The sequence below is a fragment of the Candidatus Spechtbacterales bacterium genome (genome assembly GCA_040879145.1).
Lineage (GTDB): Bacteria > Patescibacteriota > Minisyncoccia > Spechtbacterales > 2-12-FULL-38-22 > JAWVZY01.
On record JBBDKX010000036.1, the window covers coordinates 1 to 25,858 of the forward strand.

The window sequence follows — 25,858 nt, forward strand, 5'->3', positions numbered from 1 at the left end:
TTGTTTTTTTAGTATCTGCGGTTTCATTTACTTTTCCTTTTTTGCCTGCCTGCCGGCAGGCAGGCCTGCCTGCCGCGCTTTGCTTGACGCAGGTAGGTTTTTCAATATAACCTCCCGAACCTTGCCCAATATCAACACCACAGAAGAAACAGCATCATCATTTGCTGGAATGGCGACATCTACATTGGCGGGATTAACATTTGTATCTGTTATAGCAATTGACTTAATCTTCATTCTCCTTGCCTCCTTTGTAGCAATTTCATTTTCACGGGCATCCGTAATGAAAACCGCATCAGGCAATTTTTCCATCTGCTCAATACCGCCGAACACATGTTCAAGCTTTTTAATCTCTTTTTCCATTTCTAAACGCTCATGTTTTGGGTATTTTTTCCACTCTTCAGTCCCCTTCTTTTCTTTCAGCTCCTTAAGATGCGTGACTCTTTCACTAATGGTCGCCCAATTCGTAAGTGTTCCCCCAAACCAACGATTTACCAGATAAGGCATTCCTACAGCTTCGGCTGTTTCTTTAACCGCCTCGCGCATAGGAAGCTTGGTTCCCACAAACAATATAACCTTTCCCTCTTCTGCAAGGCTTTTTATAACCTCCAGGGCCTCATCAAGTTTTTCACTTGTGCGAGCAACATCTATGATGTGTACATTGTTTCGCACACCAAAAATATACGGAAACATCCCCGGATGAACATGGCTTTTTAGGTGTCCAAATTGAACCCCAGCCTCAATAAATACCCTTAACTCTTTGGGTATGTCTGCTATATTTTCTTCTTCTGTTTTTTTAACCTCAGCTTCTGAGGTCTCTTTTTTGGTTTTTGGCATATGCTTGAAAGTATACCTAAAAAAAATTTTTATGGCAACCCCTCTCTACAAAATTGATAAAAAAAAGAACCCGTTGTCAGCAGGTTCTTTTCAAAGTTCTTTGTTGTTGTCACAATCCACACAATCATCAACATCCTCGGTTCTTTCATAATCTTCAATATGGTCAAGGTGATTTTTAATCAAGCTTTCATCATCAGTTCCAAATATGCGGCGCCTAATAAGGTCTTTAAGCATAAATTTTCCACCGGCTCCGACTCCGAGTATAATAATTGTTATCATAAAGAACGGTGTAATAAATCTTGGCAATCCAGCCACATCCAAGGCATTCAATATATATACCCCTGCTGTGAATACGGTAACACCCAACGCAACCAGTTCTCCGTGTCTTTTTTGCGGGATACCCGGCCTTACTATAGCAAATATGACATTATGCGCGACATAGCTGGATAAAATAATACTGTAACTCCATAAGTAGTCATCAACAAGCCGGACGCCTCCAAAAGCATCTACCGTTAAGAGCATCAGTATAATGCCTGTGGTATATACGCTTAAAAAATAGAGGGCGCTATTGTGCCTTTTGCGCTGCACTTTTGGCAAAGTTATGATTTTCGCAATTGATGCTAAGGTAATTATAGCCACTGTAATATCGATAGCTACAAAAGCCGCGTCCGGCATAATTTTGAAATTCCAAAACTGGAAACCTGCCAACAGTCCTACAAAAAACAGTACAGCAACGAAGCCCGTACCAACAAACTCGCCGTAAGAAGGCTGTGTTTTGGCATTGCCATTACTGTTCTTTTTTTCTATCTGCTCTTTTCTCTTTCTTTCCCTGTACAAAAGCGTACTTAAGAGAGAATAAGATAAATCAGCTGCCGCATAGGCCGCAACCACAGACGGTAAAAGAATCTCATCTGTAAAGCGCTTTCCTGTTGCGGACCAAAAAACAAGCGCTGTTATCAGAAGAGTAAAAATCATAACCGCCCAACGCAACACGGGGATAGCATCGCTTGGCGTTCTTTTTCCTATGAAATCCTTCATCTTAAACCACCTCCTTTCTTTCTGGATTGTTCAAGTTCTGCTTAAATTTAAACACAATTAGTTTTTTTTGACAACAACGCAACCACAACAAGTACTCACGGACGAATAAGCTTACGTCTTTCTTTATTTAGCCATACAAGGGGTTTACATGAAATTATATTTGCTATATAATATTTTTGTTTGTTACACATTTAATATTATTCATGAAAAAAGGAATACATCCCGAATACCATACAAAAGCAAAAGTAAAGTGCGCTTGCGGCACTGAATTTATAGTTGGCTCTACACTTAAAGAAACTGAAGTTGAAACCTGCAGCAGGTGCCACCCCCTGTACACAGGACAGGAACGCGGAGCTATTAAAGGAGGACGTGTTGAAAAATTCCAGGAACGTCTCCAGAAAAAAGAGGGCTACAAGAAAAAATCTGAAAAACGAGCACGAAAAACCGAAGAAAAAACCTAAGCTCGCTTCGCTCGCTTAAACCGCTGATAAATGCAGATAAAGCTGATAAGATGCGGATAGTATCGGCATAGAATCTGTTAAAATCAGCATAAATCCGCGGTTATTGTGAGGCAAAGCCGAACAGATGATGGCCTCTGAAGAAAGAAAAAAAATAAAAGAAGAGTATGATTCTATTACAAATAGCCTCTCGTCTCAAGAGGTTATTTCGGATCATAAAAAATTACAGGAACTTTCAAAGAGGCATCGTGAACTAAAAGAGTTGCTTGATATACAGGAAAAAATAGTTAAAGTTGAAAAAGAAATACAGGAAAATGAGCAAATAGCCGAAAGTGAGACTGAAGAAGAACTCAAAACGATGGCAGAAGAAGAACTTGAAAAAGACAAGATTTTGCTGGATGGCTTACAAAACGACTTAAATGAAAAACTATATCCTGAGCCGGGCGCGCATATTAATGAGGTAATTATGGAAATACGAGCGGGAGTAGGCGGAGATGAGGCAGCGCTTTTTGCGCAAAATCTTTTTAATATGTATACAAGATACGCGGAGCTAAACGGATGGAAATTAAATATCATAGAGGAAAGTATAAGTGATCTAAAGGGTATAAAAGATGTAACACTTGAAATATCCGGTGAGGGGGTGTATTCAAAACTCAAAAATGAGAGCGGAGTGCACAGGGTGCAAAGAGTGCCTGAAACCGAAAAAAACGGCAGATTACATACCTCAAGCGCCTCTGTGGCGGTTTTACCCAAAGCGAAGCCTATAGATATTGAAATAAAACCGGAAGATGTAAAAATTGAAACTTTTCGTTCTTCAGGGCCGGGAGGGCAAAATGTCAACAAAGTAGAAACAGCTGTGCGTGTAATACATATACCTTCCGGTATTGCTGTAGCATCCCAAGTGCACAAAAAACAAGCGCAAAACAAAGAAGCTGCCATGACACTGCTGAGAAGCCGCCTGCTTCAGCAAAAGCAGGAAGAGGCAGAAAGAAAGATACGTGCCGAAAGAAAAGAGCAGATAGGTTCCGGGGACAGAAGTGAAAAAATAAGAACCTACAACTTCCCGCAAGACAGAGTAACAGACCACAGAATAAACCACTCATGGCATGGCATTGATAAAATTATGGCCGGTTACATTGACGAAATAGTTGCAGAAATAAGAAAAGAATTGTAAAATAGCAATCCATCGGCAAGCTCAGGATACTGAGTTTATCGAAGTATAGAAAATCCATCGGCAAGCTCAGGATACTGAGTTTATCTAAGTATGGAAATCCTGGCGCTTAAAATATCGGCTCCATGGAAACGTTCCTTAATTGTTCCTTAACAACCCTACGACCACTTCAAACTTGAGAGCATAAGCTTTCATTTATTAACGCTTATAAAACTAATTTTTATCCGGCTCTCAATTTGAAGTTCAGACTTGCAGTTTTAAATATGGTTTTTAAAAATTTGTTTAAACCTGTAAGTCTCGATTGAGAATAGGACAACCTCTACCATGCAAAACGACAACAAAGTGCTATTGCCACATCTTACGCAAACAACAGAAAATATTTCAGCCAGCTCTGCTCAAAATAGCGGACAGACAACGCAAAGCTTCAATTCAAATTTCATAGTAACAGTAGCTGATTCAGGCGCAACTGAACTATCCGGACCTCGATTTCATGAAAAAACACAGAAAACAGAAAAATCCTACAACAATGGGTGGGGTGGAAAAATAAAAAACACCCTAAAGAAAAAAAAATCTGTTATTGTAGCATTTGGAATTATTCTTACTTCCATCGTGGGAGGAGTTCTTCTTGCAAGTACGCTTAACTCAGGAACAGAAAGCCTGCAGTCAAACTTAACTGCGGCAGTAAATACTGAGACAGTAGTAACAACAAATAATACAAGCACGCTGAATATTACATCTGAAAGCGCGACGGGAGAAATCACACAAACTGCAAGTTACGGCGAAGGTACAACTCATCTTGCCAGAAAAGCTGTATCTGAATACCTTGCTGTAAGCGGTGTTGAACTAAACGCGGAACAAAAAATATACGCGGAAGATTACTTGCGAAAAGCAACAGGCTCACAATCTCTTGAAGAAGGAGATGTGTTAATATTCGCGGCAAGCAACATAAAATCCGCTGTTGATGCCTCACTGGCACTCCAAGAGTGGCAACTAAACAACCTTTCCCAGTACACACAAAACGTACAGTTATAAAACTAAAAACCCCGCATTGCGGGGTTTTTAGTTTTATTTCAAAAGGGATCTACGCGCTCCGACGGCACTATCGTCGCCGGAACTGCGTAGTAATAAATAATACTACATAATTTAAAAAATGTCAATAATTATCGGCCTTCCAGTATGTCTATATCTCGTTGATACTCTGCCGCTCTTTTCATAACCTGGTCTCCGTAAAACCTGTTGACACTCAAATTCCTCGTACAACTGCCTGAGTAATATATAAGCGCGGAACACCACTCAGAATTATATGTCTGGGCTCTCGCTCCACCATCGCCCAGCTTTACAGCAGAAGCGACAAAGGCGTCCAGTATAAGCCAAGGGTCCGCCGGACGTCCTAAGAGTGAAGAAACTCTGCTATGATACCCTAGCCACGTTGTCGGCAAAAATTGTGCCGGGCCCATAGCGCCTCCATAGCCAAATGGATACGGTGTATGTGCCGGACAACTAATAGATCCGTCCGCGCCTATTGTGGGCTTTGCGGAAGTTGTAATAGCATTATTAACACACATTGCAGGCCAACAAGACACTCTTGTATTATATGGATCCCGTCCAACACTTTGTGTAATTTGCAAAAAGGCCTGAACATCATTTCTTGCGTGGTCCGCTCTCATTATTCTTGGAATAAGGCTACCACTGTTTACTCCTCTTCCCATACCTGTCTCATCTACCAAAGTGCACTGCCCAACATTTGCACCCCAAGAACTTTCCTGTTTTAAGATAGACAAAAGAAGTGCCGGGCGAACACCTGTAATTTCTCCCGCCCGCTTAGCATAGTCGTATGCCTCTTCAAAAGTTACCGCGATACCCGCGCCTTCAAGACGAAAGATTTGATTTCTAACTTCCTGTATTGTTTTTTGTTTTATCTCTGCGATTTCCCTGTATTCATATTCCTTGGACTTACTGGCATCAAGAAGATTTTCTTTTTCATCTACCTTTTCTGCAACCTGGGCTCTTTGAATAGTTTGTATTTGTAAAAACTGTGACTGCTCATCCCTTTTTGCTTCCATTTCACGCTGTTCCTCTTCTATATCCGCCTTTATCTCTTTTACATCATCTAAGGTGAGTTTTAGCCCCTCCTGTAAATTTCTCCTTCTTGCAATATCATTAAAGAAATCCGAAAGCGTGTCCCCCATCAATAAAATTTCTACAGATGAAGTGTCTTCCATCTTATAAAGCCCTAAAATAATACTGCTCAAAAGTTGTTTTTGTTTCTCTTCCTTTTCACTTAACTCTTCTATTGCCTGCTGGTTTGTACTAATAGCAACCCCGGTTTGCTGTATTACCAGTTGAGTCTGTTGCTGTTGTAGGCGTATTTTTCTTATCTCTGCCTCAAGTATGGCAATATCTCTTTCATAACTTGCAGCTTCCTGACTATGTTTGTTTAATTCACCCTGTATTTCGTTAAGTTCCGCCTGAAGAAGTTCCAGCTGTTGTTGTAATTCTTTTTTTTCCTGTTCTATGGTTTTTTGATTTGTCGCAGAACCCTCCTCCTGGGCAAGCCCCGTAAAACCAAAAGAAAACACTGCAAAAGCAATAAAAAAAACCGATACAGACAAGCACATTACCAAAACGTTAAAGCGTCGCAGGCAGTGTGTATCTACCGGTTTTTTATTTATATTAAATTTTAGAGGGTCCTTTTTCATTATCCCCATTATAGCACAACAGAGAAATTTATTCGGAGTCTTCCTCAGCTTCGCGTTCTTCTCTCTTTTCTTCACTTTCTGTCTTTATTTCAGCAATCTTATCATCTTCATCTCCCTCAAGAGTTTCGTCTTCTTCTTCTTCCGGTTCTTCCTCGCGCGGTTCTTCTATCTTAAATACAACTTCATCCTGTTCAACTTGGGCAGTAACTGTTGAAGGAAGGTTAAGGTCCTGAACCAATATAGAATCTTCTATGTTTTCTAATACGGAAATATCCACCTCAACTCCATGTATAAGATCCTTCGGTAGTGCCTTAATGGGTAGCTCGTACATGTTTTGAACCAAAACACCTCCCTGCTCTTTAACAGCGGGGGCCTCGTTAATACTCTCAATATCAATAGAAATTTCAATTTCCGTATCCATAGGAAGCTGATAAAAATCAATGTGAACAAATTCCCCACTTACAGGATGTACCTGTACATCACGTACAAGAACAACGTTATCCTCCTCCTCCTGTTTTTGTGCCTGTGTGTCCTTATTATCTTCTCCTCTTTCTTTTTCTGCTTCAGACTCCTCTGTCTTTACTTTCATATCTAACGCTATCAAAGTTGTTTCTCCCGCCTCTTTATAGACATTTAAAAACGTCTTCTTATTCACAGAAAGAGATATTGGTTTTATCCTGGGGCCATACATAACACCGGGAATTGAACCTTCCTTTAGAAGGTCTTTTGCTTTTATTTTATCAGGGTCTCGTTTTTTTACTTTTAGATGCAACATGGTTTTGTTCGGCTCCGTCTCACAAAAAGTATAAAGTATAGAGTATGAAGTATAAAGGGTGCTTGTAAAAAGCTTTGCTCTATACTTTATACTGTATACTCTATACCTGAACGAGCGTGAAGCGCGAGTTTTAAGCTCGCGGAGCGAGCTTATTCTTCTAATGCCTTGTGGAGCTCCAGAACATCATCAGCTGTTATGGGCTTCATCTTCTTAAACTTATCTATATCTTCTTTTGCCATATCCGTCAACATGCCAACCGTTGTTACAAATCCGGTTCCACTCTTTAAGACGAAAACTATAGCAGAACTCTTGCACTCTGAACACTGTGTATATATATGGCTCAATTCCGGTTTGCGCGCCAAAACATGCGCGTTTCTTGCCTGAAAAGAAATTCCGCAAACCGAGCAATTTCCTATATATTTAAACTCGAAGTCTGTCTTGCGCATAAGTGATATATTATTATAAATACCGCTGAATGTCAAAGCTATGCCTTGCCTGCTGCTCCAAATATTTCTAATTTCTGCTTTACAACCTCAGCTACCGCATTTCTGGCTACATCAAGATACTTATAGGGAGCAACTTCATCTGGGTTTTCCTCCAGGGATTTACGCAAAGCATCTGTATAAGCAACTCTGAGCTCTGTTGATATGTGTATGTTGTTAAACCCCATATCTACCAGTTTTTTCATATCCTCATCGCTAATACCGCTGCCTCCATGCAATACAAATGTCACATCGGGCAAAGCAGCTCTTAGTTTTTCAACAAGTTCAAAACGAATTTGTGGCTTATTGGCAGCGATACCGTGTAAGTTTCCAATAACCGGCGCGAAGCGGTCTATACCTGTACGCTCAACAAATTCCACGGCCTGCTCCGGTTGTGTATAGCTGTCCTCCGGTATTTCAACAACCTCTTTATATATTTTAGAGGACTCGGTCGCAAAATATCCGAGTTCTCCTTCTACTTCAACCTCGGGCCGCGTGCTTTTTACATAGTCCACAACCTTTTTCACGCCTTCTATATTATCCTTATAACTTTCTTTTGAAAGGTCCGCATGTACTGAGTCATATCCGGCTTCAAACGCCTCAATAGCGGCGTCAGGGGTTTTGTGGTGATCGGCGTTCAAAAAAACAGGTATACCCTCTGTCTCTCGAAAACTCCGTACCAGATACAGTGCCTGTTTTGCGCCAACAAACTTCTGCTCCCCCTCAGATGTTCCCAAAACCACGGGGGCTTTTAATTCTCTTGCCGCGTCTAAAATACCGTTTAACTGGGCAAGACTGGCAAAATTGAAGTGTCCAACTGCCCATTTTTCTTTAAGCGCGCGCTTGTGTATTTCTGTAAGTGTTTCCATTATAATTTTAATTCTATAACTGTATAGAGCCTTTGTGAAAATTATCTATAATTAATTCCTGTCTTTTTTCTTTGCCCACATATCTTTTAAATATCTCATTCCATAAAGCCTCATTCTGGTGGTAGTTGAACCTAGTAGGATCTCCCGATTTTTTTGAAACAAGAGACATCGCCGTATCTTCCATGTCAAAACTTACAAGCTGCTGCTCTCCTTCGTTATTCTCAAAATAACCTGCCACCCAGTCCAAATCATTCCAGAATTCAAGCCCTATCTCATCAAATTTTTCCCCAAAAGCAACCGCATCATCCTCTCCTCTTCTCCAGTGCAGAGATTCGGGATTTACACGGGGTAAAAATATTCTGGGATCCTCTGGGTCTACTTTCCATAAATACCGCTGAACAATAAGCCACTCCCCTTTTCCAATGGAATTTTTTTCGGGAACATCGCCACGCAAGAATGATAAAAATCTTTCATTAAATTCAGGGGTTTCCGCGTGTTTTTGAAAAAGCCTACTGTAAAAACTAACTTCATGAAAATAGTGGAAAAATAAAGCAAAATCACGCAAAAGCGCGCCATGCGCATTCTGATCTATCGGGTTTAAAAATATAACTCCAAACTCCTTAAGATGACTTACGTTGTGGTGTTTTTTTGCCACAAATTTTCTGGCTATCTCTTCCCACTCTGGTCCCAAAACTCTAAGCTCTATCTGTCTTTTTTCAAAATCATCAGGTGTAAATTTTATATACGCGACGTCAAATGCCTTATGCATCCACTCATCTTTCTCTGTAAAGCGGAGCGCGCTCATAACATCCATAACGTCCTCTTTTTCTAAAAGCTCATCTACATTTTTATATCCCAGATATTCAATAGTTCCCTCCGGAGGATATGCTCTTAATATTTCTTCTGCCTTCTCTTTTTTAAGAAAAAATCCACTGTCTTCTGATGTTATCTGATAAGCTGTGTTTCTAATTTTTTCAAACACATCCTTAACGCCTTGAGGTGTAGAAACATCATCGCGCGTGATTCCTATATATTTATAAAGCTCTTCTTCGCCTTCATCTGCTTTGTCTGTAAGTGCGTCTATAACGTCCTCGGCCTTAGAGTTCCATGATAACCCAAACTGCTCCAGGCGACTTTCTGTGTGCTTATCCATATCTTTTTCCATGCTTTCAATTACGCCTGATACTCCAACGATATCCTCCATATCTTTTTCAAGTTTTTCAAAAACTTCGGGGTCCACGTTTGCAATTTTTGAAAGTTTTGTTCTCGTCATTATATTTTTATTTCCTTAATTTCTAATTTTCCAAATTTATCAGTAGAGTCGTTCTTTTTAAGAATTCCATTATTTGCCCCCCACTCGCCGACTACTCCGGTAGCATTGGTACTTCCCGCTTGTATGGCTTCGAGTATACTTTGTCCGCGCATTATAACACTTGTAAACCCGGAGCCAAAAGCATCCCCCGCACCTGTTCTGTCTTTAAACACAGGCTCTTTTAACGCTGGGGCTTCCCACTTTGTTTTTCCATCAGACACAGCCACACCTCCGGATCCTTTAGTCATAACAGCAATACCTTTAACCCAGCTGTCTAATTTTTCAAATACTTTGTGTTCATCTTTGTAATCTTCTCCTGTTAAATGCGCGGCCTCTTCCTGGTTTACAAACAAAATATCAACCTTATCAAGTAAAGGAATTAAAGACTCTCCCGACTCAAGCTGTGTAGAGCCCGGATTCAATGCTATCTTAACTCCTTTTTCATGGGCTGTTGTTACCAACTCTTCAAATATCTCGGAGCTATCTCCTCCCATGTGGGTCACATATATCCATTTGGTACTTTGGAGCAAATTAAAATTAAACTCACTTTTTGGAAAATGTGCCGAAGCGCCCCTGTAAACAAAGATGCTTCGTTCTCCCGAAGTTGAGTGCACAATAACCGAATAGGCAGTTTTGTATTCATCACTGCCTATTATATGCTTTGTCTCAACTCCGGCCTTTTTAAGCTGTTCTTTAATGGTATTTCCTTCGGAATCATTTCCTGTTTTAGAAACCAGCGCAGCATTAAACCCCTGATTGGCAAAAGTAACTGCGGCGTTAACAGCACTGCCTCCGGTAGTAAGGTAAATGTTATCTATTTCTACTTTAGAGCCAGCAGGAATACAAACACCTTCCCCTGTTGAAAAATGTTCACTCTTTAAGGTGGTTAAAGCGCCGCTTTCAAGAAAAACGTCGCGTGTTGCGGAACCAATTGTTATAACATCAAATTTTGACATACTTATATTTTAACACAAAGTCAAAATATAAGAAAAAACAACTATGTACTATATTCTCTCTGCAAGATCGCGTGATACCTGCTCTAAAATAGCGCCGCTCATGTTAATAGCATCTTCAAAATTATTCACAACTCCGTCTAATTGAGCTTCGTAGACCTCATTTAGAATTTTCCCAAATTGGTGTCCCGGTTTCGCATTAAAGTGCTCTATTAAATGCCTTCCTTTAATTAGCGGGTCTGGTTTTTCATGTCCCACATTAAGTTCTTTAGCTCTTTGCAATAAAAAAACAGCGCCATCCTCACGCCATGCGTTAGTTGTTCCTCTGCCTTTAACATCTGCCTCCATCACCAAAACAAGCTCTTCAATACTTGCGGGTCCCAGCCGGCGAGCCAGGCGGTTAATAGTGGCGTCAGAAAGTTTTTTCTCCATAATATGCTCCTTGTTCATGGCCAAAAACATATGTTCCTGAATTAAAGGAAGCACGCGTGACTCTATCTCTTTGCCAAACTCCATTTTTGATAAAAATTTCTTTGCGGTTAAAACTCCCGCCTTCTCATGTCCGTGACTTATCCATCTTCCGTCTTTGTTTTCGGTAACATCCGGTTTGCCCACATCATGCAAAAGAGATGCAAGCATTATTACAAGAGCATCATCTCCTTCCAATTTTTCTCTTGCTACTATGCTGGCGGCAACATCAGTCGTCATTTTTGTATGTATCCACACATCGCCTTCCGGATGCCACTCTTTTTCCTGCGGAGTACCCTCTAAAGCAGTAATTTGAGGGTGCAAAACTTTTAATGCGCCTGTTTGAAGCGCAACCTCCAACCCAACTGAAGGACGCCTGCTTTTTAAAAGTAGTTTTTTCCACTCTTCTGTTATTCTTGCTGTGGGTAATTCTTTAAACTCATCTTCTTTGGTTATTTGTCGACACAGTTTAAGTGTTTCATCATTAACTTTAAATCCAAAACGAGCAGCAAATTGCGCCACACGCAAAACACGCAGAGGGTCGTCAATAAATGTTTTTGGATCTGTAGCGCGCAACACTCCTTTCGCAAGATCTTTGTGTCCGCCAAAACTATCTATTATTTCTCCTGTAAGCGGGTCCTGCGCAAGTGAATTTATTGTAAGGTCGCGCCTGCGCGCGGCCTCTTTTGGAGTAAGTCCGGGGTCGCCCTTTATTTCAAAACCCCTGTGCCCGTTTCCGTTTTTTGATTCGGTTCTTGGAATTGATATATCAAATTCATCTTCGCCAAATTTTGCTTTTATAACACCAAAAGACCGACCCACAGTATCCATATGATCGGGGTTAATTTTTTCTAATATGCTCTCTATTTTGGAAAGTTCAACGCCGTATATTTCAATATCATAATCCTTACACTCTCTACCTAACAGCGCGTCTCTGACACCGCCACCCACCAAAAGAGCTCTCCCTCCTACCTGTTTTATTTCTTTTGCTAAACCTATAGCGGGCGTGGGAATATCTATAATACGCTCACCTTTCGCGGTAATTTTTTTCCACACACCTCCCCTTGCCTCAAATACCCCAACCGGCCTCTCTTTCTCAAATACTTCCCTCATATCACCTTTATACGTAGCGAAAACAACCTGTCCGTTAACAGGGTCTATTAATTGCGTAATTGTAACACGCGTGCCTTTTGGCTGCCTTGCGCGCATTGTCAAAAACGGAGGTATGCTTTTGTAGATAGTTGGTTTACAAGTCATGCTTTTTAAACTTACTTAGCACCCTCTGAGGGTGCTAAGTAAGACAGAAATTATCCTCACCTGAGTCTCCACTGGGCATTGCCCATGGAGAGAGTGGAAACTCAGGTGAGGACAGGAGACAACACGATTAAACGTGTTGTCTCCTGTGTTGTCTTCAGTGCGAAAACGCGCTGAAGACGGACCGCAGAAACCTCTTCTTTTGGGGCTTCTCGGTCGGAGTGGGGGCAGTGGTGGAGGTGGAAACCGCAGCTGTCTTGTTGCGATTCTCCGCATTGCGCCGACGCTCGTTGCGACTGCCGCGGGTAACTCCACCACGGTCGTGATACACGGAATGAGTCTCCGCATATCGATTTGGAACGCGCTTCCCACATCCGGAAACATTGCACTTCATTTGCTCCTCCTTAAGGTACGTTTGAGGGACTTTCCCTCATATAAAAGCAAGTTTTTGATGCTTTTATTCGTGGCTGAACCGGGATTCGAACCCGGTATACTTTACCGCTTGAGGCGGAGTTTTCCACACGTTGCCGTGCTCAGCCATGCGAGAGGCAGTTTACGACTTGCCCAGGTCGAAATATGCTACATGCCGTTCCTCCTTAGAAAACCTGCTCCTATGAACCCCTAGCACCCTCTGAGGGTGCTAAGAGTTCTTTTCGTGGAACGTGTTACCCTACCGACCTAGGGTTCGCCAAATCAAATCATTGAATTGGCGTGCACCATCCAGTTACGGATGGCTTGACCTGTCTGGGCCTCGTAGAAGCCCAGATGGCGGAAGACCGAGATCTTCCGACTCTCTCCCGTCTCGGGATCGGTCTCTTCGACCGACTCCCGGCGGGAGAAGGCATACAGGACCTGTATGCTGTATGCCGCCAGCTCGTACTCGAGCTGCGGCATCAGGAAGGGCGCTCCGCCGATCATAACGGCTTCGACACCTTCCTCTCGAGCGAGTGCGGCAAGCACCCTCGCTCGCTTTGACACCTCATCGGGTGTCGGTAGCTCCTCAAAAGTGAGAAGCTTCTGTACGAGCTCCTTGTTCTGGGGCTCATACGCCCCCGCCTCCACCTGCTCAGGCGAGGCGGCGTGCTGGGTTAAATTGAGGATGAACATCTTGTTTCCTTTCTCCGTCCCGGGCATTTGCCTAGAATCAGAACTTGAACCTTCTAGGAGCTTTGATTTCAACAACCATGCGAAGTGCACCAAGCACTCCGGCGATGGCCACGAAAACGGAAAGGTGCTTTAACATCCACGGGCATACAAATTTCAGAGACACGTACATAGCGCCTCCTGAAACTGCCGCTCCGGCGATGGCCACACCAACAACGAACAATATGTTCTTCATTATTTCCTCCTTTAGGAAATTTTCTCCCGCTTACTCGTTATTCAGCGGAAAGTTTAAAGAGCTACGATGTTTGTTTAAACACCGGGAATGAGTACTTCAACGCGCTGTGCTTGCTCAGTATAAAATATGCAACATTTACTTTTATCCTGAGTTTACCGAAGGACTCCTTCTCGAAGTTTAATAAAAAGAACTCTTACGGGAAGAGTTCTTTTTATTATTGCCTCACTCCAGCCGAAGCCAGGGTGGGTAATAGTTGCGAATAAATCGCAGCGCTGTGATTTAAAACTCTCTCCAAAGTTTTATTCTATTTTAAAGGTGAGTTTGTTTAAAAACTCATAATGAGAGGGACAAGCCTTTATAAAATATATTTGCCTCCCTCTCCTTATAAATTTTTAAACTGATTTTAAGAACTCAGAATGAGAGGGCAAAGCGTGTTGTATAACTTTTTGCCTCCCTCTCCTTCCGAATGCTTAAACCTATTGTTCACTATTTACTGCTAACTGATTTTGTGAGGTACTGATAGCGAGAGAGTCAAGGTATGTAGTATTACTTTTGACCTACTCTCTCCCTATCAATATCTCAATTTTTACTTTTCATTCTATATTTACATTATAACATGCTTTAAATTATTTGTCAAGGGTTTTTAGTGATTTTGTAAAAATTTATGACAAAAAACTTTTTTCACTTTCCTTTAAGAACATCGCCATTATATCATACAACAAAAAATCTGTCAACCCCAATCGACAAAAAATTTAAATTTTTGTGAGGGGTTAAAAGCTTTTTTGACATTATTTTACCACCCCTCTCCTTTTTCCAGTAAACGGCAAAATAAAAAAACTGCCTATCGGCAATTTAAAATTTATCTAAAGGATTTCTGGTATTAATTTTATTCCGTCGTAAGCGGGAATGAGAGAGCTTTGTGCAAATACCCGAAGCGAGTAGAAAAACGGCTCTGCCGCGAGGCCTATCCCGAAGGGTAGCTGGCGTTTTTCGTAAACGAGCGAGGTTGTCCCGCATTTCTTGAAGCGAACGAATGGCAGCGTGGAATAAAATTATACCAGAAATCCTTTACTTCTTTTTTCTACCTATCACCATTTTAGATCGTTTTACTATATGCTCAACATCCATTTCAAAAACCCCAAAAAGCTCATCCGGTTCGCCACTCTCTCCAAACCTGTCCCTCGTTCCTATAAACTCCTGGGGCACAGGATAATGCTGGCTTAAATATTCACTTACCGCCGAACCCATGCCTCCTAAAATATTATGCTCTTCCGCTGTTACTATAGCTCCTGTTTTTCTAACAGACGCCTCAATGGTCTCACCATCCAACGGCTTTATTGTATGACTGTTTATAACTTCCGCCTTGATCCCCTCCTCCTCTAATTCTTTAGCAGCTAATAGGGCTTTATAAACTAAAGGCCCGCATGCAACGATAGTTACATCTTTGCCTTCTGTAATTACATATGCCTTGCCTACCTCAAACGGAGTTTTTTCTGTAGTGAACACAGCATAATTCGCGCGTCCAAGGCGCAGATAAGCAGGGCCGGGGCGTTCTGCCAGTTCCATGGTCGCTCTCTTTGCTTCATGTACATCCGCGGGAGCCACAACTGTCATACCCGGATGTGTCCTCATTAAAGCAATGTCTTCAAGCGCCTGATGTGTCGCGCCGTCAGGGCCTACAGAAATTCCCGCGTGAGAGCCCACAACTTTTACATTTATTTCTTTACTCTCTTCAGCTCCCCAGCTATTATAACTTATTGTTGTCCGTATCTGCTCATTGTTGCGCCCGGGAGAAAACACGGCATAAGACGACATAAAAACAATCTTTCCCGCGGCTGCCATTCCACTGGCAATAGTAGCGAGATTTTGTTCCGCCACTCCAAGCTCTACAAATCTTTCGGGGAATTTTTCGGCGAAAAAATGAGTGTTTGTGCTTTCTGTAAGATCGGCGCACAAAGCAACGATTTTCTCGTTTTTCTCCCCAGCTTCAAGCAGACCCTTTCCATAGCCGGCACGGGTTTTAGCCTTTTCTATTTTATCCACATCAAAAAGATTTGATACTAATTTTAGCTTTTTATTTATTTTCATGATTTTGCTTATAAAATATACAATAGCAGAACATTAATAATTTGAGTGCAATTCTAGGCGCGGCTGGATGTTGAGGATAGCGAGCGAAAAGAAAGCTTGCTTTCTTTTCCGAGCGACGCAGACAATGCTTTGGAACACAGCGGAATTTGCATAATGGCAAATGAAGCGAGTACCGCAGGCCGCAACAACGAAATGTGCCAAATTATTGGTGTTCGCTTTCAATTTTACCTCCTAATGTGCGTAGGTCTTCTAAAGCTTCCTTCAATTCTTCCTTCGTTCCCGGAGGCTTGCCGTGCCACTCAAATTTATTCTCCATAAACTCAACTCCATATCCGGGAATTGTATTTGCAATTATCATAACAGGTTTCTCCTGTATAGCTTCGGCCTCGCGACATGCTTCCACAATATCAAGTATACTGTGGCCGTTTATCTCAATTACATGCCAACCGAAACTTTCGTATTTATGGTCCAAAGGTTCAAGTGGCATTATATCCTCTGTGTTGCCGTCTATTTGGATATTATTGCGATCCATAATCGCGGTTAAATTGCTTAGGTGGTATTTCGAGGCAAACATGGCACTTTCCCATGTATTACCCGCATCCTGCTCTCCGTCGCTTACAAGGCAGTATGTTCGCCATGGTTTACCATCCATTTTTGCGGCGAGAGCCATTCCCGCCGCCTGTCCAAGACCGCTACCAAGCGGACCGCTTGTAGTTTCCAAACCAGGCAATGCTCCCCTGTGCGGGTGACCTTGCAAACGGGTGCCTAACTTGCGCAAAGTTTTAAGTTCTGTTCGTGGAAAATACCCCGCGTGTGCAAGAGTTACATACTGTACGGGGCAAATATGTCCATTGGAAAGTATAAGGCGATCTCTGTCTTCCCAGTCAGGGTTTTTAGAGTCATGGTCTAAAACATGAAAATACATGGCCGTAAAAACATCGGCCATGCCTAAAGGGCCGGCGCTGTGTCCGCTCCCTGCCTCAAAAAGCATCTCTAAAATGTCTTTTCTGATTGCATTGGCTTTTTTCTCCAAAGCCCTCTGTTTTTCTGAACTAATACTTAAAATCGGCATAATTATTGTGTGGAGTGATTTTTAAATAAACGCCGTTGCAAACGCATACCCATAAAATGATTTTGTATTGTAAATTTATGCCACACTTTTGCTTCGCAGCGTTTGCAGTGGCAAAAATTTGCAATACAAAATCTATAAATAAAAAGAGTGGGGTGTTTATTTAAAAATCACGAAACACTCTCTTGTAATTCTTCTATTGCCTTCTTCGGGTCGTTGCTGTTCCAGATGTATGAACCGCTCACTATCGCGTTCGCTCCCGCCTCAACCGCCTGTTTTGCGGTTTCGGGATTCATTCCCCCGTCTACCTCTATTGTAAGCTTTGGGTACTCTTGACGTAAAGTGGAAATCTTGACCAAACTTGCTTCCGCGTTAAAACTTCCTCCATAATATCCGAGACTTCCCGCAAAAATTAAAACAGCATCTACATCATTTAAAAACTCGTCTAAAACAGTTATTGGTGTTTCGGGCAAAATAGCTATGCCCGCCTCTTTTCCCGCGTCTTTTATTTTTTTAATAATTTCGGCGTGTTGGGATGTAGCTTCGTAATGAAAGTAAATCCGCGCAACTCCCGAATCCTTTTCTTCAGAGTTCCCCGTTATCCAGGCATCTATTACATTTTCGGGTTCCGCCACCATTAAATGCGCTTCAATGAATACACCCGGGTCAATATCGTGCAAGGCAACAGGATCGCCCCAGGTTTTATTAGGCGCGAAATCGCCGTCAGCCGCATCCAAATGCATCCAGCCCACATAATTTTCAACAGCCCTTATTTTTTCCTCAACCTCTTTCTGAGTACGGACGGTTATCGAAGGTATTATTTCTATGTTTGTCATAAGTTTCACTTGTTAGTTTTCTTTTTTATTATCTTCAACCTTAACATCCGAACTTTTAAGCGCCTTTAAATTAAGATAAAGCTCCACTGTGTAAATAATCGGTATCGGCATTAATAACCAACTTATTAAATCTGTTATATTTTGCCCAGTTTCAGGATAACTTATAAAAAGAATACCTAAAACAAGTGAGAGAAATATTGTAAAGATTGAAAAAATAACAATCATAAATGCCCATCGACTAAGATAACCCCACAAATCTCTTTTTATATATTCTTTACTTTTTCTTAACGCATCCATGCCTACCGCATTCTCAAGAACAACGATAGTCGTTGCTAAACCATAAAATACGGCAAATATTACACCAGGAATTATTAAAAGAAGTAATCCCCCAAAAACAATTAGTCCAACAAGTATGGCTGTACCCAGATATTTAAAAAAATAATCTTTCGCCTGCTTATACAAAATAAAAACTCTTTTTTCATCTTTGTTTTTTATCGCCAATACAAGTGCTATCTGTTGAAGAATAAATACGGGTATTATTACCAAAATAGCAACAATACCAGCCATAAACGCATATCTGTCATCAGATACTACATCCTTACCGGTAACCAAAAATAATGCGCCCAAAATAATAAATATCCAAAAAATCGGTATGCTAACAATACCCAGAAATGTACCCAATCTTTCTTTGTATGTACGTATGCTCCTGCTTAAAATTTCACTCCCTTTCATCATTTTGTCCGAGGAATACTCCAAGCTTTGACTAACAATCTTCTCGCTTTTAATATATAAAAATGCCTCTTCAATTTCTTCTTCTTTAAACTTGCGAAAACGCAAAGCCACCCGTATCTCAGTCTCGGACACACCCTCTTCCAATTGTTTTTTTATATAATCTATTATCTCCTGATTAGGCATGGTTTTTTGCTTGTTAGTTTAAATTATATCCTTAGAAAACTCCTGCTCCTAACCGGACATATCTATTTTTTTAATTCTCCTAACGTGGCGTTCTTCGCCTGTGAACGGCGTTTCCAACCATAACTTTATTGCCTCCTCTGCCTCGTCGTCAGCTAAAAATCCGGATGCCAGAGAAAGAACGTTTGTATCATCATCTTCCCGGCTTAAAATTATCATATTATGAGGCTTGTCTTTTCTCCCCTGCCCCATTTCAGATATATCGGATGGCTCGCCGTAATACACAGCCGCGCGCACGTTATCAAAACGATTTGCCGCGATAGCCTCGCCCTGCCCGTTAAAGCCCAAAATTATCCCCCTTGTTTCTTCAGGGTCATTTGCCACGGCTTTTGCCACGGGTTTTATAAAATCGGGGTAATCGTCCGCCTTATCGTACTCATACGCTCCCATATCGTCATACTCATATCCCCACTCCTGGAGCCAAACCTTTATTTTCTCTTTTAAATTGTATCCAGCGTGGTCACTGCCTAAATAAATCTTCATAAATTATGTGGTTGCCGGGGTCAGACCCCTCCCGCTTCGCTCAAGCGGTCTGACCCCAACTTTTAACTCAAACCCTGCATGGTCGCTTCCTAAATATATTTTCATAAGTTTAATCTAAAAATTCTTTAATATATTTAATTGTAGGCTGATACCATTCTTTGATCGGGCGAAACGGCATATCATCTGCCAGGTACTGCACTTCAACCCTTAATATGTGCATATCGCGGTCTTCTTCCAGTTTTTCAACGCCGATTGCTTCTTCAAGAGGCTGTATGCGATTATTTATTTCTTCAAGCTTTTCCTTGTACTCATCTATAAATTTTTCACTGACCTTTTCCAATTCTGACAAAGCTTCTTTTAACCTGTCTTTATTGGCACCCTCGTTTGGAATATATCTTTGCACAGCGCTTTCAGTAATTATATCATTATATTTTTCAACAATACCGTAAAAACCATCGCGGAGATGGTTAAAAACTTCCCGGCCTAATTCTTTCTTTTCTTTATAAAGCCCGGCGATACTTTCCCAATCATTATTTTCACGTTCAAATTTTGGTTTTTCAGGCATATTTTTATTTTATTCCCAACTTTTTAAACTCTCTTTTTAAATCTTCTATTCCCCTAAATAAAACAGCATCCATGCCCACTGCTTCAGCGCCGTCTATATTTGGCTGAAGGTCATCTATAAATACTGATTCTTCCGCTTTAACCTCTAATTTTTCAAGCGCTAATTTATAAATTTCAGGACGTGGTTTATACAAATCTACCTCATTAGATAAAATAACCTCGTCAAAATGCTCTAAAAAGCCGAAATTCTTAAACACCTTCACATGATCATCTATCGTATTTGAGATTATGCCAAGCTTATATTTACCGGGAGCCCTAAGTCCTTTTATTAATTCTACCATTTTTTTGTCCGTTCTTACCGTGCGCTTATACACACCCGGGAATATATCATCCAAAACTTCATCTGCGGGGGGCTCAATATTTAACGCCTTACAAACTCTTTTCCAAAATTCAATATCCGTTATCTCCCCTGCCTGCAAAGTATCTATTTCGGCATTAAATGCCTGCATGTATTTCTCTTTCTCAACGGAAAAAAGCCCGATAGCGTAATCGTGCAGGCTGTCGTTGTTCCAGCGGGTTAAAATTACCCCACCTATGTCAAAAATTATAGCTTTTATTGTTGGATTTTTTTTCATTCTATTCATTTTAACATACGTACTGCCGATTCTAGAAACTAAAAACCGGCATAATGAACCGCACCCCATTTAGTGGACACGAAAACGTCCACTTTTTTGTATTTTGATACAAAAGAGAATACAATTAATTCAATAAACAAAAAAATATGAGAAAAGAATTCACCCAGGATGAAATAAGAAGGTTAAACTCCAATGATGGCGTACAGAGCTGTACATCCAAGAGTATAACATTCACCGAGACATTTAAAACAAAGGCTCTAAAGAGGTATGCGGATGGCCTAATGCCGATTCAGATATTCAGAGATATGGGCCTGGATGTTAACATAATCGGAAGAAAAACTCCCAAACGATGCATAGAAAGATGGAGAAAGCAGCTTAAAACAGAAGGTAGCCTTAAAGATAGTCGGGGCAAGCATTCTAAAGGAGGAGGCAGAAAACCAAAAGAAAAGATACCTAAAGATGAAAAGGAAAGAATAAAGTATCTTGAAGCCAAAGTGGCATATCTTGAGAAAGAGAACGCTTTTTTAGCAAAGCTCCGGGCCAAAAGAAAGGAGGAGTAATAATACTCAGGCCGCATCAGAAGTATGCTATTATCAGGAGCATACACAAGAACATTAAGATACTCTGCGAAATAGCAGAAGTATCAACAAGCGGATACTACAAAAGGCTCAAAACCGCGGATGATAAAGATAAGGACTACGAAGACTATCTGACTATCAAAAAGATATGCCAAAAAGGCAAAATGAGGTGGGGATATCGCAGAGTATGCATGGAATTAGATGGAAAGATGAACCACAAGAAGATCCTGCGCATAATGAACAAGTACGGACTTCTGGCAAAAACAAGGAGAGCCAATCCTTACAGGCAGATGGCTAAAAAGACCCAAGAACATAGAACCTTTCCAAATATATTAGATCGCAATTTCAAACAAGAACATCCGCGCTCAGTATTTTGCGCAGATATCACATATCTTCCTTTTAATCACCGTTTCGCGTATCTGTCTGCCGTGAAGGACATAGCCACCAAGGAAATCGTAGCAGCACACCTTTCCATGCACATAGACGTGGAACTGGTGATAAGGACCATGGAAAAGTTCCGTAAAGATTCGTATATGCATAAAGAAGCCCTGATCCATTCAGATCAAGGCTTCCATTACACCAATCCGGAGTTCATTGCGCTAACGAAACAGCTTAGATTAACGCAGTCAATGTCTAGAAAAGGAAATTGCATAGACAACGCGCCAATAGAATCTTTCTTCGGGCACTTCAAGGATGAGATAGATTACAAGTCATGCAGAACATTTGAAGAATTAGAAATGCTCATTAACAATTACATAGACCATTACAACAACGAAAGGAGGCAATGGGAATTAAAAAAGATGACCCCCGTACAATACAGAGATCATCTTTTGATGAAATAGCCGCTTTTTTATTCGTGTCCACTAAATGGGGTGCGGTTCATTATGCCGGTTTTTAGTTTCTTCTCTGAATTTCCCTGTATACTACTGAGCGATGTTCTATCAATAAAATATATATATTGCGCCCGTTTACCTTAAAAATAATCCTGTAATCCCCCACTCTTAATTTTCTATACCCTTTCAAATTTTGCCGCAATGGCTGGCCGAATATTTCAGGACGCGTTGAAAGCTTTGTCTCTATGCTCTCTTTGATGCGCTTTTGCCAGATTTTACTTAATTTGGGAATATCTTCAGAAATAACAAGCGGATGATATTCTATACTAAACTTACTTCCAGGCATTTTCATGCTTTACATATTTTACATTTTTTATATCACGCTTCTCAGCCATCTCGCCTAAAACAATATCCTCTTCAACCACAAGCGCTTCTTTCAAAAGTTCAAGTGTTTTTGTGGCAACAGGAACATCGTCCCTCTTGGCAAGGGCTGATAACGCTTTTTCCATTTCCTCAGAAACAGAAAGATTTATTCTTTTTTTGGTTTTATAAGCCATATACTTATATGTAACAAATTTGTAACACTGTGTCAACACCTATCTTAACTGCGCGGTTTATGTTTTTCATTATATAAATGTAGTAATTTTGATCCCACACCACATCGGATGCGAGACAGGTATTTAGATGATATATGTAGAAATTGATAAAATTTGGCGTAATACAAGGCGTAAGCGAGGAGCGGAATAAGGCGTAGGTGATAACTACGTCGTTGAGCACCGCAGGCAGGCCCTCTATTTAAAATACAGAATTCATTTAGCGGAGCGTATATTCTCCATATTCGAGGCGTGAGGAGTGAAATGCACAAATGTGCATGAGCGACGAAAACAAAGAATATGGAGAATATACGCCCGCCCTTTGGGAAGCAAAATAATGCACTGCCTGCTGTGTTGCTCCTCGCTTGCGATACTATGGCATCGCCACACTCGTCGCGCCGTGCATCCAGTGCATTATTTTGCTTCTAAAGCGTATTCTGTATTTTAAATAGAGGGCTAAACGCAGTAGTACGTCAAATTTTAAATTTCCTTTCCTTACTTATGGTCTATGTGCTTCATTGCATACTCCATACTACTATTCACCTTCTTTCCCGGGTTAAAAATATTTTCGGAATCAAATATATTTTTTGTTTCTTCAAAGAGGTGGTATATTTCCTCGCCGTACATCTGCTTAAGGTACGGGCTACGTATTAAGCCGTCGTTGTGCTCGGCGGTAATTGACCCTTTATATTCTAAGACCAAGTCATATATCTTTTTGGAAACTATAGGAATTTTTGCCCTCTCCTCTTCGCGGCTTAAATCCATCAAAGGAATTATATGAAAGTTTCCGCTTGCCGCATGCCCTGCAATTGTCTCTTTGATTCCGTACTCTTTTAAAATTGCGTGCACTTTTGGCAAAACCTCGGGCAAATGTTCGGGTTTTACTATAAAATCATCAATAAAAGGCGCTGTTCTTTTTCCTTTTACATGCTCTCGCAATAAACTAAAACTCTTTCTCCGAATAACAAAGTACTTTTCACTCTCCTCGTTTTCGTACAGATAACGAACCTTCGCGTTATATTTTCCAAGAATTTCGCGCGCCTTTTCCAGTTTACGCTCCGCCTCTTCCTCTTCGTTCTCAGCAAATTGGGCAAGTATTATCATTTTTGGCAATTTCATCATACGGAGTGTAATAAGCGCTTCGGGAATAAATTTAACCAAAAGTGAAAGTAGGTTTTCTCCCGGAACCATTTTTGCAATACTTGGGAAAAACCTCAAAGCCAACTTAAGTGTCTCATCATCAAAAGCTTCTATCGCCTCCGGTTCCAGCTCCAAAAGTTCGTTTACCATTTGCGGCAACTCTTTAATATCCGGTAAAAATATTGCCGCTAATTTTGTATAAGGCTCGGGGGTTATAAGTTGTATTTCAGCTTCTGTCATAAAGCCAAGCGTACCCTGCGCGCCAACAAAAATTTGCGCCATGTTAAACTCCCCTTTTTCTCTGTCCCAAATATCCCAGAGTTTATACCCGGCTGAATTCTTAGCTACATCCGGCTTTGCTTTTTTGATAGCATCGTAATTGTTTTCTACGAGCTCATGCATCTTTCTGTAAACTTCGCCCTCAAAGTTGTCTTGAGCTTTTTTGCGTTCTAACTCCTCTTTCATGATTTTTCCAAACTCATACTCATTGCCGTCCGCCAGTACCATTTTTACCTTATTTACAAATCGCTCCGTTTTTCCATGGCGCGTTGTTTTTTCACCACCCGAATTATTATTTACTATACCCCCCATGGCGGCCAAACTCTTTGAGGCCGGGTAAGAAGGCATAAGTAGATTCTTTTCCAAAGTTGCCTTTTCAAAGTCTCTGTAAAAAACTCCCGGCTGTGTGCGAGCTGTTTTTGTACTCTCATCTATTTCAAAATGATTCATGTGTTCAGTAAAACTAAGCACTACACTCTCAGTAAGCGGACCGCCGGTCATGTCAGTTCCCGCGGAACGCGCGGTTACAGAAACATCTTTCCCGGCTCTTTTCTGTTCAGCAGCAAACTTAACCGCCGCTTTAACATCGGCGACGTCCTTTGGAAACACAACCACAGCGGGCTTAATTTTAAACAAGCTCGCGTCGGTTGAGAATTTCTCAAGAGTGGCATCATCTGTCTTAACTTCTCCTTTTATTAAATTTTTTAAATCAGATTCTAAATTCATACTTGACAAATAAATTAGCTTATGCTATTATGTTCATACCGTTAAGGAGTTGTGGGACCCTTATATGGTTTTTTACCCGAATCGCTCACCGTGAAGGGTACCCGTGTCTATTGAGTGAGATGGACTGAAGCCACAGTGCTGATCCGCTGTGATGTTCGAGGGTTTTTTCTTCCAAAAGCCGGTCAGGGCATCCCACACTTTAAACCCGTATGCTGCGCGCTGCGGGTTCTCTTATTTATATAATGTGGAAATTTTCAGATTTTGACGCAAATCTACCTGCCTGCCGGCAGGCAGGGGCGCTGACAACGAAATGCACCAAATTTTAAAGTTCATTAAACTAACTTCCCAACATCAACAACATGCTTAAGCAAAGCCCCTGTATACCCCCACTCATTATCGTACCAAGCCATAATCTTTACCATGTCGCCGTCAACAACTCTTGTAAATGTCAGGTCCGCTATTGAAGCGTGAGTGTTGCCTATAATATCTGTAGAAACAAGCGGTTCCTCAGTTACTGTAAATACTCCTTCCCATTTTTCCTCTTTAGCGGCGTTTCGCAGAATGTCGTTTATCTCTTCAGTTGAGGTTTTTCGCTTTGCCAAAAACGTAAAATCTATAATAGAGCCCACGATCACAGGAACACGAATTGCCACAGCGTCAAATTTATCACTTAAATCAGGTACGGCTTTTGCCGCAGCCAGTGCCGCTCCTGTGTGCGAGGGAATAATGTTCATTGCCGCCGCCCTTCCTCTTGTGTGGTCTTTTGAGTTTGGGCCATCAACCAGTGACTGTGTCGCGGTGTAGCCATGCACTGTCGTCATCATGCTTTTTACAATTCCCGGCTCATTTAGCATTATTGCCGCCACAGGAACTACGGCATTTGTAGTACATGAAGCGTTTGAAGTTATTTTTGCAAGCTCTTTGTTGGAAAGCTCTTCTTTGTTTGTACCGGCCAAAGGATGTGGAGTTTCTTCATCTTTTGCGGGTGCTGATATTACCACTCGCTTTGCTCCCGCATCCAAGTGGGCCGAGGACTTCTCTGTGCTTGTGAAAAATCCCGTACTCTCCACAACAACATCAACGTCCAACTCTTTCCATGGAAGCTCCGCGGGTTCTTTTTGGCTTAAATAAGGATACTTCTTCCCATCTACCACAAGATAATTGGCTCCACCACTAACTTCTGTTTCTACTTTTTTATTATAAGGTCCGTAAGCCGAATCGTACCGCAAAAGATAAGCTATATTGTCTATTGTTGTTAAATCATTAATCGCAACCACCTCAAGCTCTTCCAACTCAAGTGCTTGTTTAAATACTGCGCGGCCTATTCGGCCAAAACCATTTATTGCTATTTTAGTTGACATATTTTTAAACTATTTCACCCAAAGGCTAAACCGTCTCCGGCGAAAATTT

The 25,858-nt window shown here is 41.2% G+C and carries 27 protein-coding genes; 5 read left to right on the forward strand and 22 right to left on the reverse strand.

The annotated features are described in order from the left end of the window. Positions 1-27: 27 nt before the first annotated feature. Positions 28-834 (reverse strand): 30S ribosomal protein S2, encoded by an 807-nt coding sequence (rpsB, locus tag WDZ40_03925; GenBank protein ID MEX0877974.1) that lies wholly within the window; start codon positions 832-834, stop codon positions 28-30. A 90-nt stretch (positions 835-924) separates the two neighbouring features. Beyond that, on the reverse strand, positions 925-1,872 hold the full coding sequence (locus WDZ40_03930; GenBank protein ID MEX0877975.1) for a hypothetical protein: 948 nt from the start codon (positions 1,870-1,872) through the stop codon (positions 925-927). 203 nt (positions 1,873-2,075) lie between these two features. Here WDZ40_03930 and rpmE point away from each other — a divergent pair, with 203 nt between their 5' ends. The 3 genes from rpmE (at position 2,076) to WDZ40_03945 (ending at position 4,533) form a co-directional block, all read left to right on the forward strand. Then, entirely contained in the window at positions 2,076-2,333 is a 258-nt protein-coding gene (gene rpmE / locus WDZ40_03935) for a 50S ribosomal protein L31 (GenBank protein MEX0877976.1), read from the forward strand. 127 nt (positions 2,334-2,460) lie between these two features. Continuing rightward, positions 2,461-3,504, forward strand: a complete 1,044-nt coding sequence (gene prfA / locus WDZ40_03940; GenBank protein MEX0877977.1) for a peptide chain release factor 1 — start codon at positions 2,461-2,463, stop codon at positions 3,502-3,504. A gap of 321 nt (positions 3,505-3,825) precedes the next feature. Continuing rightward, positions 3,826-4,533, forward strand: coding sequence for a hypothetical protein (locus WDZ40_03945; protein ID MEX0877978.1), 708 nt, complete (start codon positions 3,826-3,828; stop codon positions 4,531-4,533). A 128-nt stretch (positions 4,534-4,661) separates the two neighbouring features. On the opposite strand, the gene WDZ40_03950 is transcribed toward WDZ40_03945, so the two are convergent. The 16 genes from WDZ40_03950 to WDZ40_04025 form a co-directional block, all read right to left on the reverse strand. After that, a complete protein-coding gene (locus WDZ40_03950) occupies positions 4,662-6,200 on the reverse strand; it encodes a hypothetical protein (protein MEX0877979.1) in 1,539 nt (512 codons plus the stop codon). 28 nt (positions 6,201-6,228) lie between these two features. Next, positions 6,229-6,975, reverse strand: a complete 747-nt coding sequence (locus WDZ40_03955; GenBank protein MEX0877980.1) for a 50S ribosomal protein L25 — start codon at positions 6,973-6,975, stop codon at positions 6,229-6,231. Positions 6,976-7,124: 149 nt separating this feature from the next. Continuing rightward, positions 7,125-7,421 carry a hypothetical protein gene (locus tag WDZ40_03960; GenBank protein MEX0877981.1) on the reverse strand — a complete coding sequence of 99 codons (297 nt, stop codon included), beginning with the start codon at positions 7,419-7,421 and terminating at the stop codon, positions 7,125-7,127. Between the two features lie 38 nt (positions 7,422-7,459). Next, the gene (locus WDZ40_03965) at positions 7,460-8,326 is read right to left on the reverse strand and encodes a class II fructose-bisphosphate aldolase (GenBank protein MEX0877982.1); all 867 of its coding nucleotides are present in this window, start codon (positions 8,324-8,326) and stop codon (positions 7,460-7,462) included. Between the two features lie 13 nt (positions 8,327-8,339). Then, the gene (locus tag WDZ40_03970; protein ID MEX0877983.1) at positions 8,340-9,599 is read right to left on the reverse strand and encodes a hypothetical protein; all 1,260 of its coding nucleotides are present in this window, start codon (positions 9,597-9,599) and stop codon (positions 8,340-8,342) included. Then, positions 9,599-10,594 carry a carbohydrate kinase family protein gene (locus tag WDZ40_03975; protein MEX0877984.1) on the reverse strand — a complete coding sequence of 332 codons (996 nt, stop codon included), beginning with the start codon at positions 10,592-10,594 and terminating at the stop codon, positions 9,599-9,601. Before WDZ40_03975 ends, WDZ40_03970 begins: the two co-directional genes overlap by 1 nt. 48 nt (positions 10,595-10,642) lie before the next feature. Continuing rightward, positions 10,643-12,316, reverse strand: a complete 1,674-nt coding sequence (locus WDZ40_03980) for an HD domain-containing protein (GenBank protein MEX0877985.1) — start codon at positions 12,314-12,316, stop codon at positions 10,643-10,645. A gap of 690 nt (positions 12,317-13,006) precedes the next feature. After that, positions 13,007-13,447 carry a hypothetical protein gene (locus tag WDZ40_03985; protein MEX0877986.1) on the reverse strand — a complete coding sequence of 147 codons (441 nt, stop codon included), beginning with the start codon at positions 13,445-13,447 and terminating at the stop codon, positions 13,007-13,009. Between the two features lie 10 nt (positions 13,448-13,457). Further along, positions 13,458-13,652, reverse strand: coding sequence for a hypothetical protein (locus tag WDZ40_03990; protein MEX0877987.1), 195 nt, complete (start codon positions 13,650-13,652; stop codon positions 13,458-13,460). Between the two features lie 1,068 nt (positions 13,653-14,720). Further along, entirely contained in the window at positions 14,721-15,740 is a 1,020-nt protein-coding gene (locus tag WDZ40_03995) for a transketolase C-terminal domain-containing protein (GenBank protein ID MEX0877988.1), read from the reverse strand. Between the two features lie 202 nt (positions 15,741-15,942). Further along, the gene (locus WDZ40_04000) at positions 15,943-16,812 is read right to left on the reverse strand and encodes a transketolase (GenBank protein MEX0877989.1); all 870 of its coding nucleotides are present in this window, start codon (positions 16,810-16,812) and stop codon (positions 15,943-15,945) included. 167 nt (positions 16,813-16,979) lie between these two features. Then, positions 16,980-17,645, reverse strand: coding sequence for a ribulose-phosphate 3-epimerase (locus tag WDZ40_04005; protein ID MEX0877990.1), 666 nt, complete (start codon positions 17,643-17,645; stop codon positions 16,980-16,982). A gap of 12 nt (positions 17,646-17,657) precedes the next feature. Next, the gene (locus WDZ40_04010) at positions 17,658-18,560 is read right to left on the reverse strand and encodes a hypothetical protein (protein MEX0877991.1); all 903 of its coding nucleotides are present in this window, start codon (positions 18,558-18,560) and stop codon (positions 17,658-17,660) included. 48 nt (positions 18,561-18,608) lie between these two features. Continuing rightward, positions 18,609-19,100 carry an RpiB/LacA/LacB family sugar-phosphate isomerase gene (locus tag WDZ40_04015; protein ID MEX0877992.1) on the reverse strand — a complete coding sequence of 164 codons (492 nt, stop codon included), beginning with the start codon at positions 19,098-19,100 and terminating at the stop codon, positions 18,609-18,611. 109 nt (positions 19,101-19,209) lie between these two features. Further along, positions 19,210-19,665, reverse strand: coding sequence for a hypothetical protein (locus WDZ40_04020; GenBank protein ID MEX0877993.1), 456 nt, complete (start codon positions 19,663-19,665; stop codon positions 19,210-19,212). Positions 19,666-19,669: 4 nt separating this feature from the next. Next, entirely contained in the window at positions 19,670-20,299 is a 630-nt protein-coding gene (locus tag WDZ40_04025) for an HAD family phosphatase (GenBank protein ID MEX0877994.1), read from the reverse strand. A gap of 146 nt (positions 20,300-20,445) precedes the next feature. Between WDZ40_04025 and WDZ40_04030 the strand changes: the two genes are divergently transcribed. Beyond that, a complete protein-coding gene (locus WDZ40_04030; GenBank protein MEX0877995.1) occupies positions 20,446-20,859 on the forward strand; it encodes an HTH domain-containing protein in 414 nt (137 codons plus the stop codon). A 41-nt stretch (positions 20,860-20,900) separates the two neighbouring features. Continuing rightward, complete coding sequence (locus WDZ40_04035) at positions 20,901-21,719, forward strand: IS3 family transposase (GenBank protein ID MEX0877996.1); 819 nt, start codon at positions 20,901-20,903, stop codon at positions 21,717-21,719. Positions 21,720-21,771: 52 nt separating this feature from the next. Here WDZ40_04035 and WDZ40_04040 read toward each other — a convergent pair whose 3' ends face one another. The 4 genes from WDZ40_04040 to gap form a co-directional block, all read right to left on the reverse strand. After that, entirely contained in the window at positions 21,772-22,062 is a 291-nt protein-coding gene (locus WDZ40_04040) for a type II toxin-antitoxin system RelE/ParE family toxin (protein MEX0877997.1), read from the reverse strand. After that, positions 22,043-22,267: a hypothetical protein gene (locus WDZ40_04045; GenBank protein ID MEX0877998.1), complete on the reverse strand. Its 225-nt coding sequence runs from the start codon at positions 22,265-22,267 to the stop codon at positions 22,043-22,045. The genes WDZ40_04040 and WDZ40_04045 overlap by 20 nt, the downstream gene beginning before the upstream one ends. A gap of 531 nt (positions 22,268-22,798) precedes the next feature. Further along, positions 22,799-24,448 carry an FAD-binding oxidoreductase gene (locus WDZ40_04050; protein ID MEX0877999.1) on the reverse strand — a complete coding sequence of 550 codons (1,650 nt, stop codon included), beginning with the start codon at positions 24,446-24,448 and terminating at the stop codon, positions 22,799-22,801. Positions 24,449-24,780: 332 nt separating this feature from the next. Then, positions 24,781-25,809, reverse strand: a complete 1,029-nt coding sequence (gene gap / locus WDZ40_04055; protein MEX0878000.1) for a type I glyceraldehyde-3-phosphate dehydrogenase — start codon at positions 25,807-25,809, stop codon at positions 24,781-24,783. Positions 25,810-25,858: the final 49 nt, after the last annotated feature.

Excerpts from the sequence above, each read along its gene's own strand:
- rpsB (MEX0877974.1), bottom strand. The coding sequence starts at position 834 with ATGCCAAAAACCAAAAAAGAGACCTCAGAAGCTGAGGTTAAAAAAACA.
- WDZ40_03930 (MEX0877975.1), bottom strand. The coding sequence starts at position 1,872 with ATGAAGGATTTCATAGGAAAAAGAACGCCAAGCGATGCTATCCCCGTG.
- rpmE (MEX0877976.1), top strand. The coding sequence starts at position 2,076 with ATGAAAAAAGGAATACATCCCGAATACCATACAAAAGCAAAAGTAAAG.
- prfA (MEX0877977.1), top strand. The coding sequence starts at position 2,461 with ATGGCCTCTGAAGAAAGAAAAAAAATAAAAGAAGAGTATGATTCTATT.
- WDZ40_03945 (MEX0877978.1), top strand. The coding sequence starts at position 3,826 with ATGCAAAACGACAACAAAGTGCTATTGCCACATCTTACGCAAACAACA.
- WDZ40_03950 (MEX0877979.1), bottom strand. The coding sequence starts at position 6,200 with ATGAAAAAGGACCCTCTAAAATTTAATATAAATAAAAAACCGGTAGAT.
- WDZ40_03955 (MEX0877980.1), bottom strand. The coding sequence starts at position 6,975 with ATGTTGCATCTAAAAGTAAAAAAACGAGACCCTGATAAAATAAAAGCA.
- WDZ40_03960 (MEX0877981.1), bottom strand. The coding sequence starts at position 7,421 with ATGCGCAAGACAGACTTCGAGTTTAAATATATAGGAAATTGCTCGGTT.
- WDZ40_03965 (MEX0877982.1), bottom strand. The coding sequence starts at position 8,326 with ATGGAAACACTTACAGAAATACACAAGCGCGCGCTTAAAGAAAAATGG.
- WDZ40_03970 (MEX0877983.1), bottom strand. The coding sequence starts at position 9,599 with ATGACGAGAACAAAACTTTCAAAAATTGCAAACGTGGACCCCGAAGTT.
- WDZ40_03975 (MEX0877984.1), bottom strand. The coding sequence starts at position 10,594 with ATGTCAAAATTTGATGTTATAACAATTGGTTCCGCAACACGCGACGTT.
- WDZ40_03980 (MEX0877985.1), bottom strand. The coding sequence starts at position 12,316 with ATGACTTGTAAACCAACTATCTACAAAAGCATACCTCCGTTTTTGACA.
- WDZ40_03985 (MEX0877986.1), bottom strand. The coding sequence starts at position 13,447 with ATGCCCGGGACGGAGAAAGGAAACAAGATGTTCATCCTCAATTTAACC.
- WDZ40_03990 (MEX0877987.1), bottom strand. The coding sequence starts at position 13,652 with ATGAAGAACATATTGTTCGTTGTTGGTGTGGCCATCGCCGGAGCGGCA.
- WDZ40_03995 (MEX0877988.1), bottom strand. The coding sequence starts at position 15,740 with ATGAAAATAAATAAAAAGCTAAAATTAGTATCAAATCTTTTTGATGTG.
- WDZ40_04000 (MEX0877989.1), bottom strand. The coding sequence starts at position 16,812 with ATGCCGATTTTAAGTATTAGTTCAGAAAAACAGAGGGCTTTGGAGAAA.
- WDZ40_04005 (MEX0877990.1), bottom strand. The coding sequence starts at position 17,645 with ATGACAAACATAGAAATAATACCTTCGATAACCGTCCGTACTCAGAAA.
- WDZ40_04010 (MEX0877991.1), bottom strand. The coding sequence starts at position 18,560 with ATGCCTAATCAGGAGATAATAGATTATATAAAAAAACAATTGGAAGAG.
- WDZ40_04015 (MEX0877992.1), bottom strand. The coding sequence starts at position 19,100 with ATGAAGATTTATTTAGGCAGTGACCACGCTGGATACAATTTAAAAGAG.
- WDZ40_04020 (MEX0877993.1), bottom strand. The coding sequence starts at position 19,665 with ATGCCTGAAAAACCAAAATTTGAACGTGAAAATAATGATTGGGAAAGT.
- WDZ40_04025 (MEX0877994.1), bottom strand. The coding sequence starts at position 20,299 with ATGAAAAAAAATCCAACAATAAAAGCTATAATTTTTGACATAGGTGGG.
- WDZ40_04030 (MEX0877995.1), top strand. The coding sequence starts at position 20,446 with ATGAGAAAAGAATTCACCCAGGATGAAATAAGAAGGTTAAACTCCAAT.
- WDZ40_04040 (MEX0877997.1), bottom strand. The coding sequence starts at position 22,062 with ATGAAAATGCCTGGAAGTAAGTTTAGTATAGAATATCATCCGCTTGTT.
- WDZ40_04045 (MEX0877998.1), bottom strand. The coding sequence starts at position 22,267 with ATGGCTTATAAAACCAAAAAAAGAATAAATCTTTCTGTTTCTGAGGAA.
- WDZ40_04050 (MEX0877999.1), bottom strand. The coding sequence starts at position 24,448 with ATGAATTTAGAATCTGATTTAAAAAATTTAATAAAAGGAGAAGTTAAG.
- gap (MEX0878000.1), bottom strand. The coding sequence starts at position 25,809 with ATGTCAACTAAAATAGCAATAAATGGTTTTGGCCGAATAGGCCGCGCA.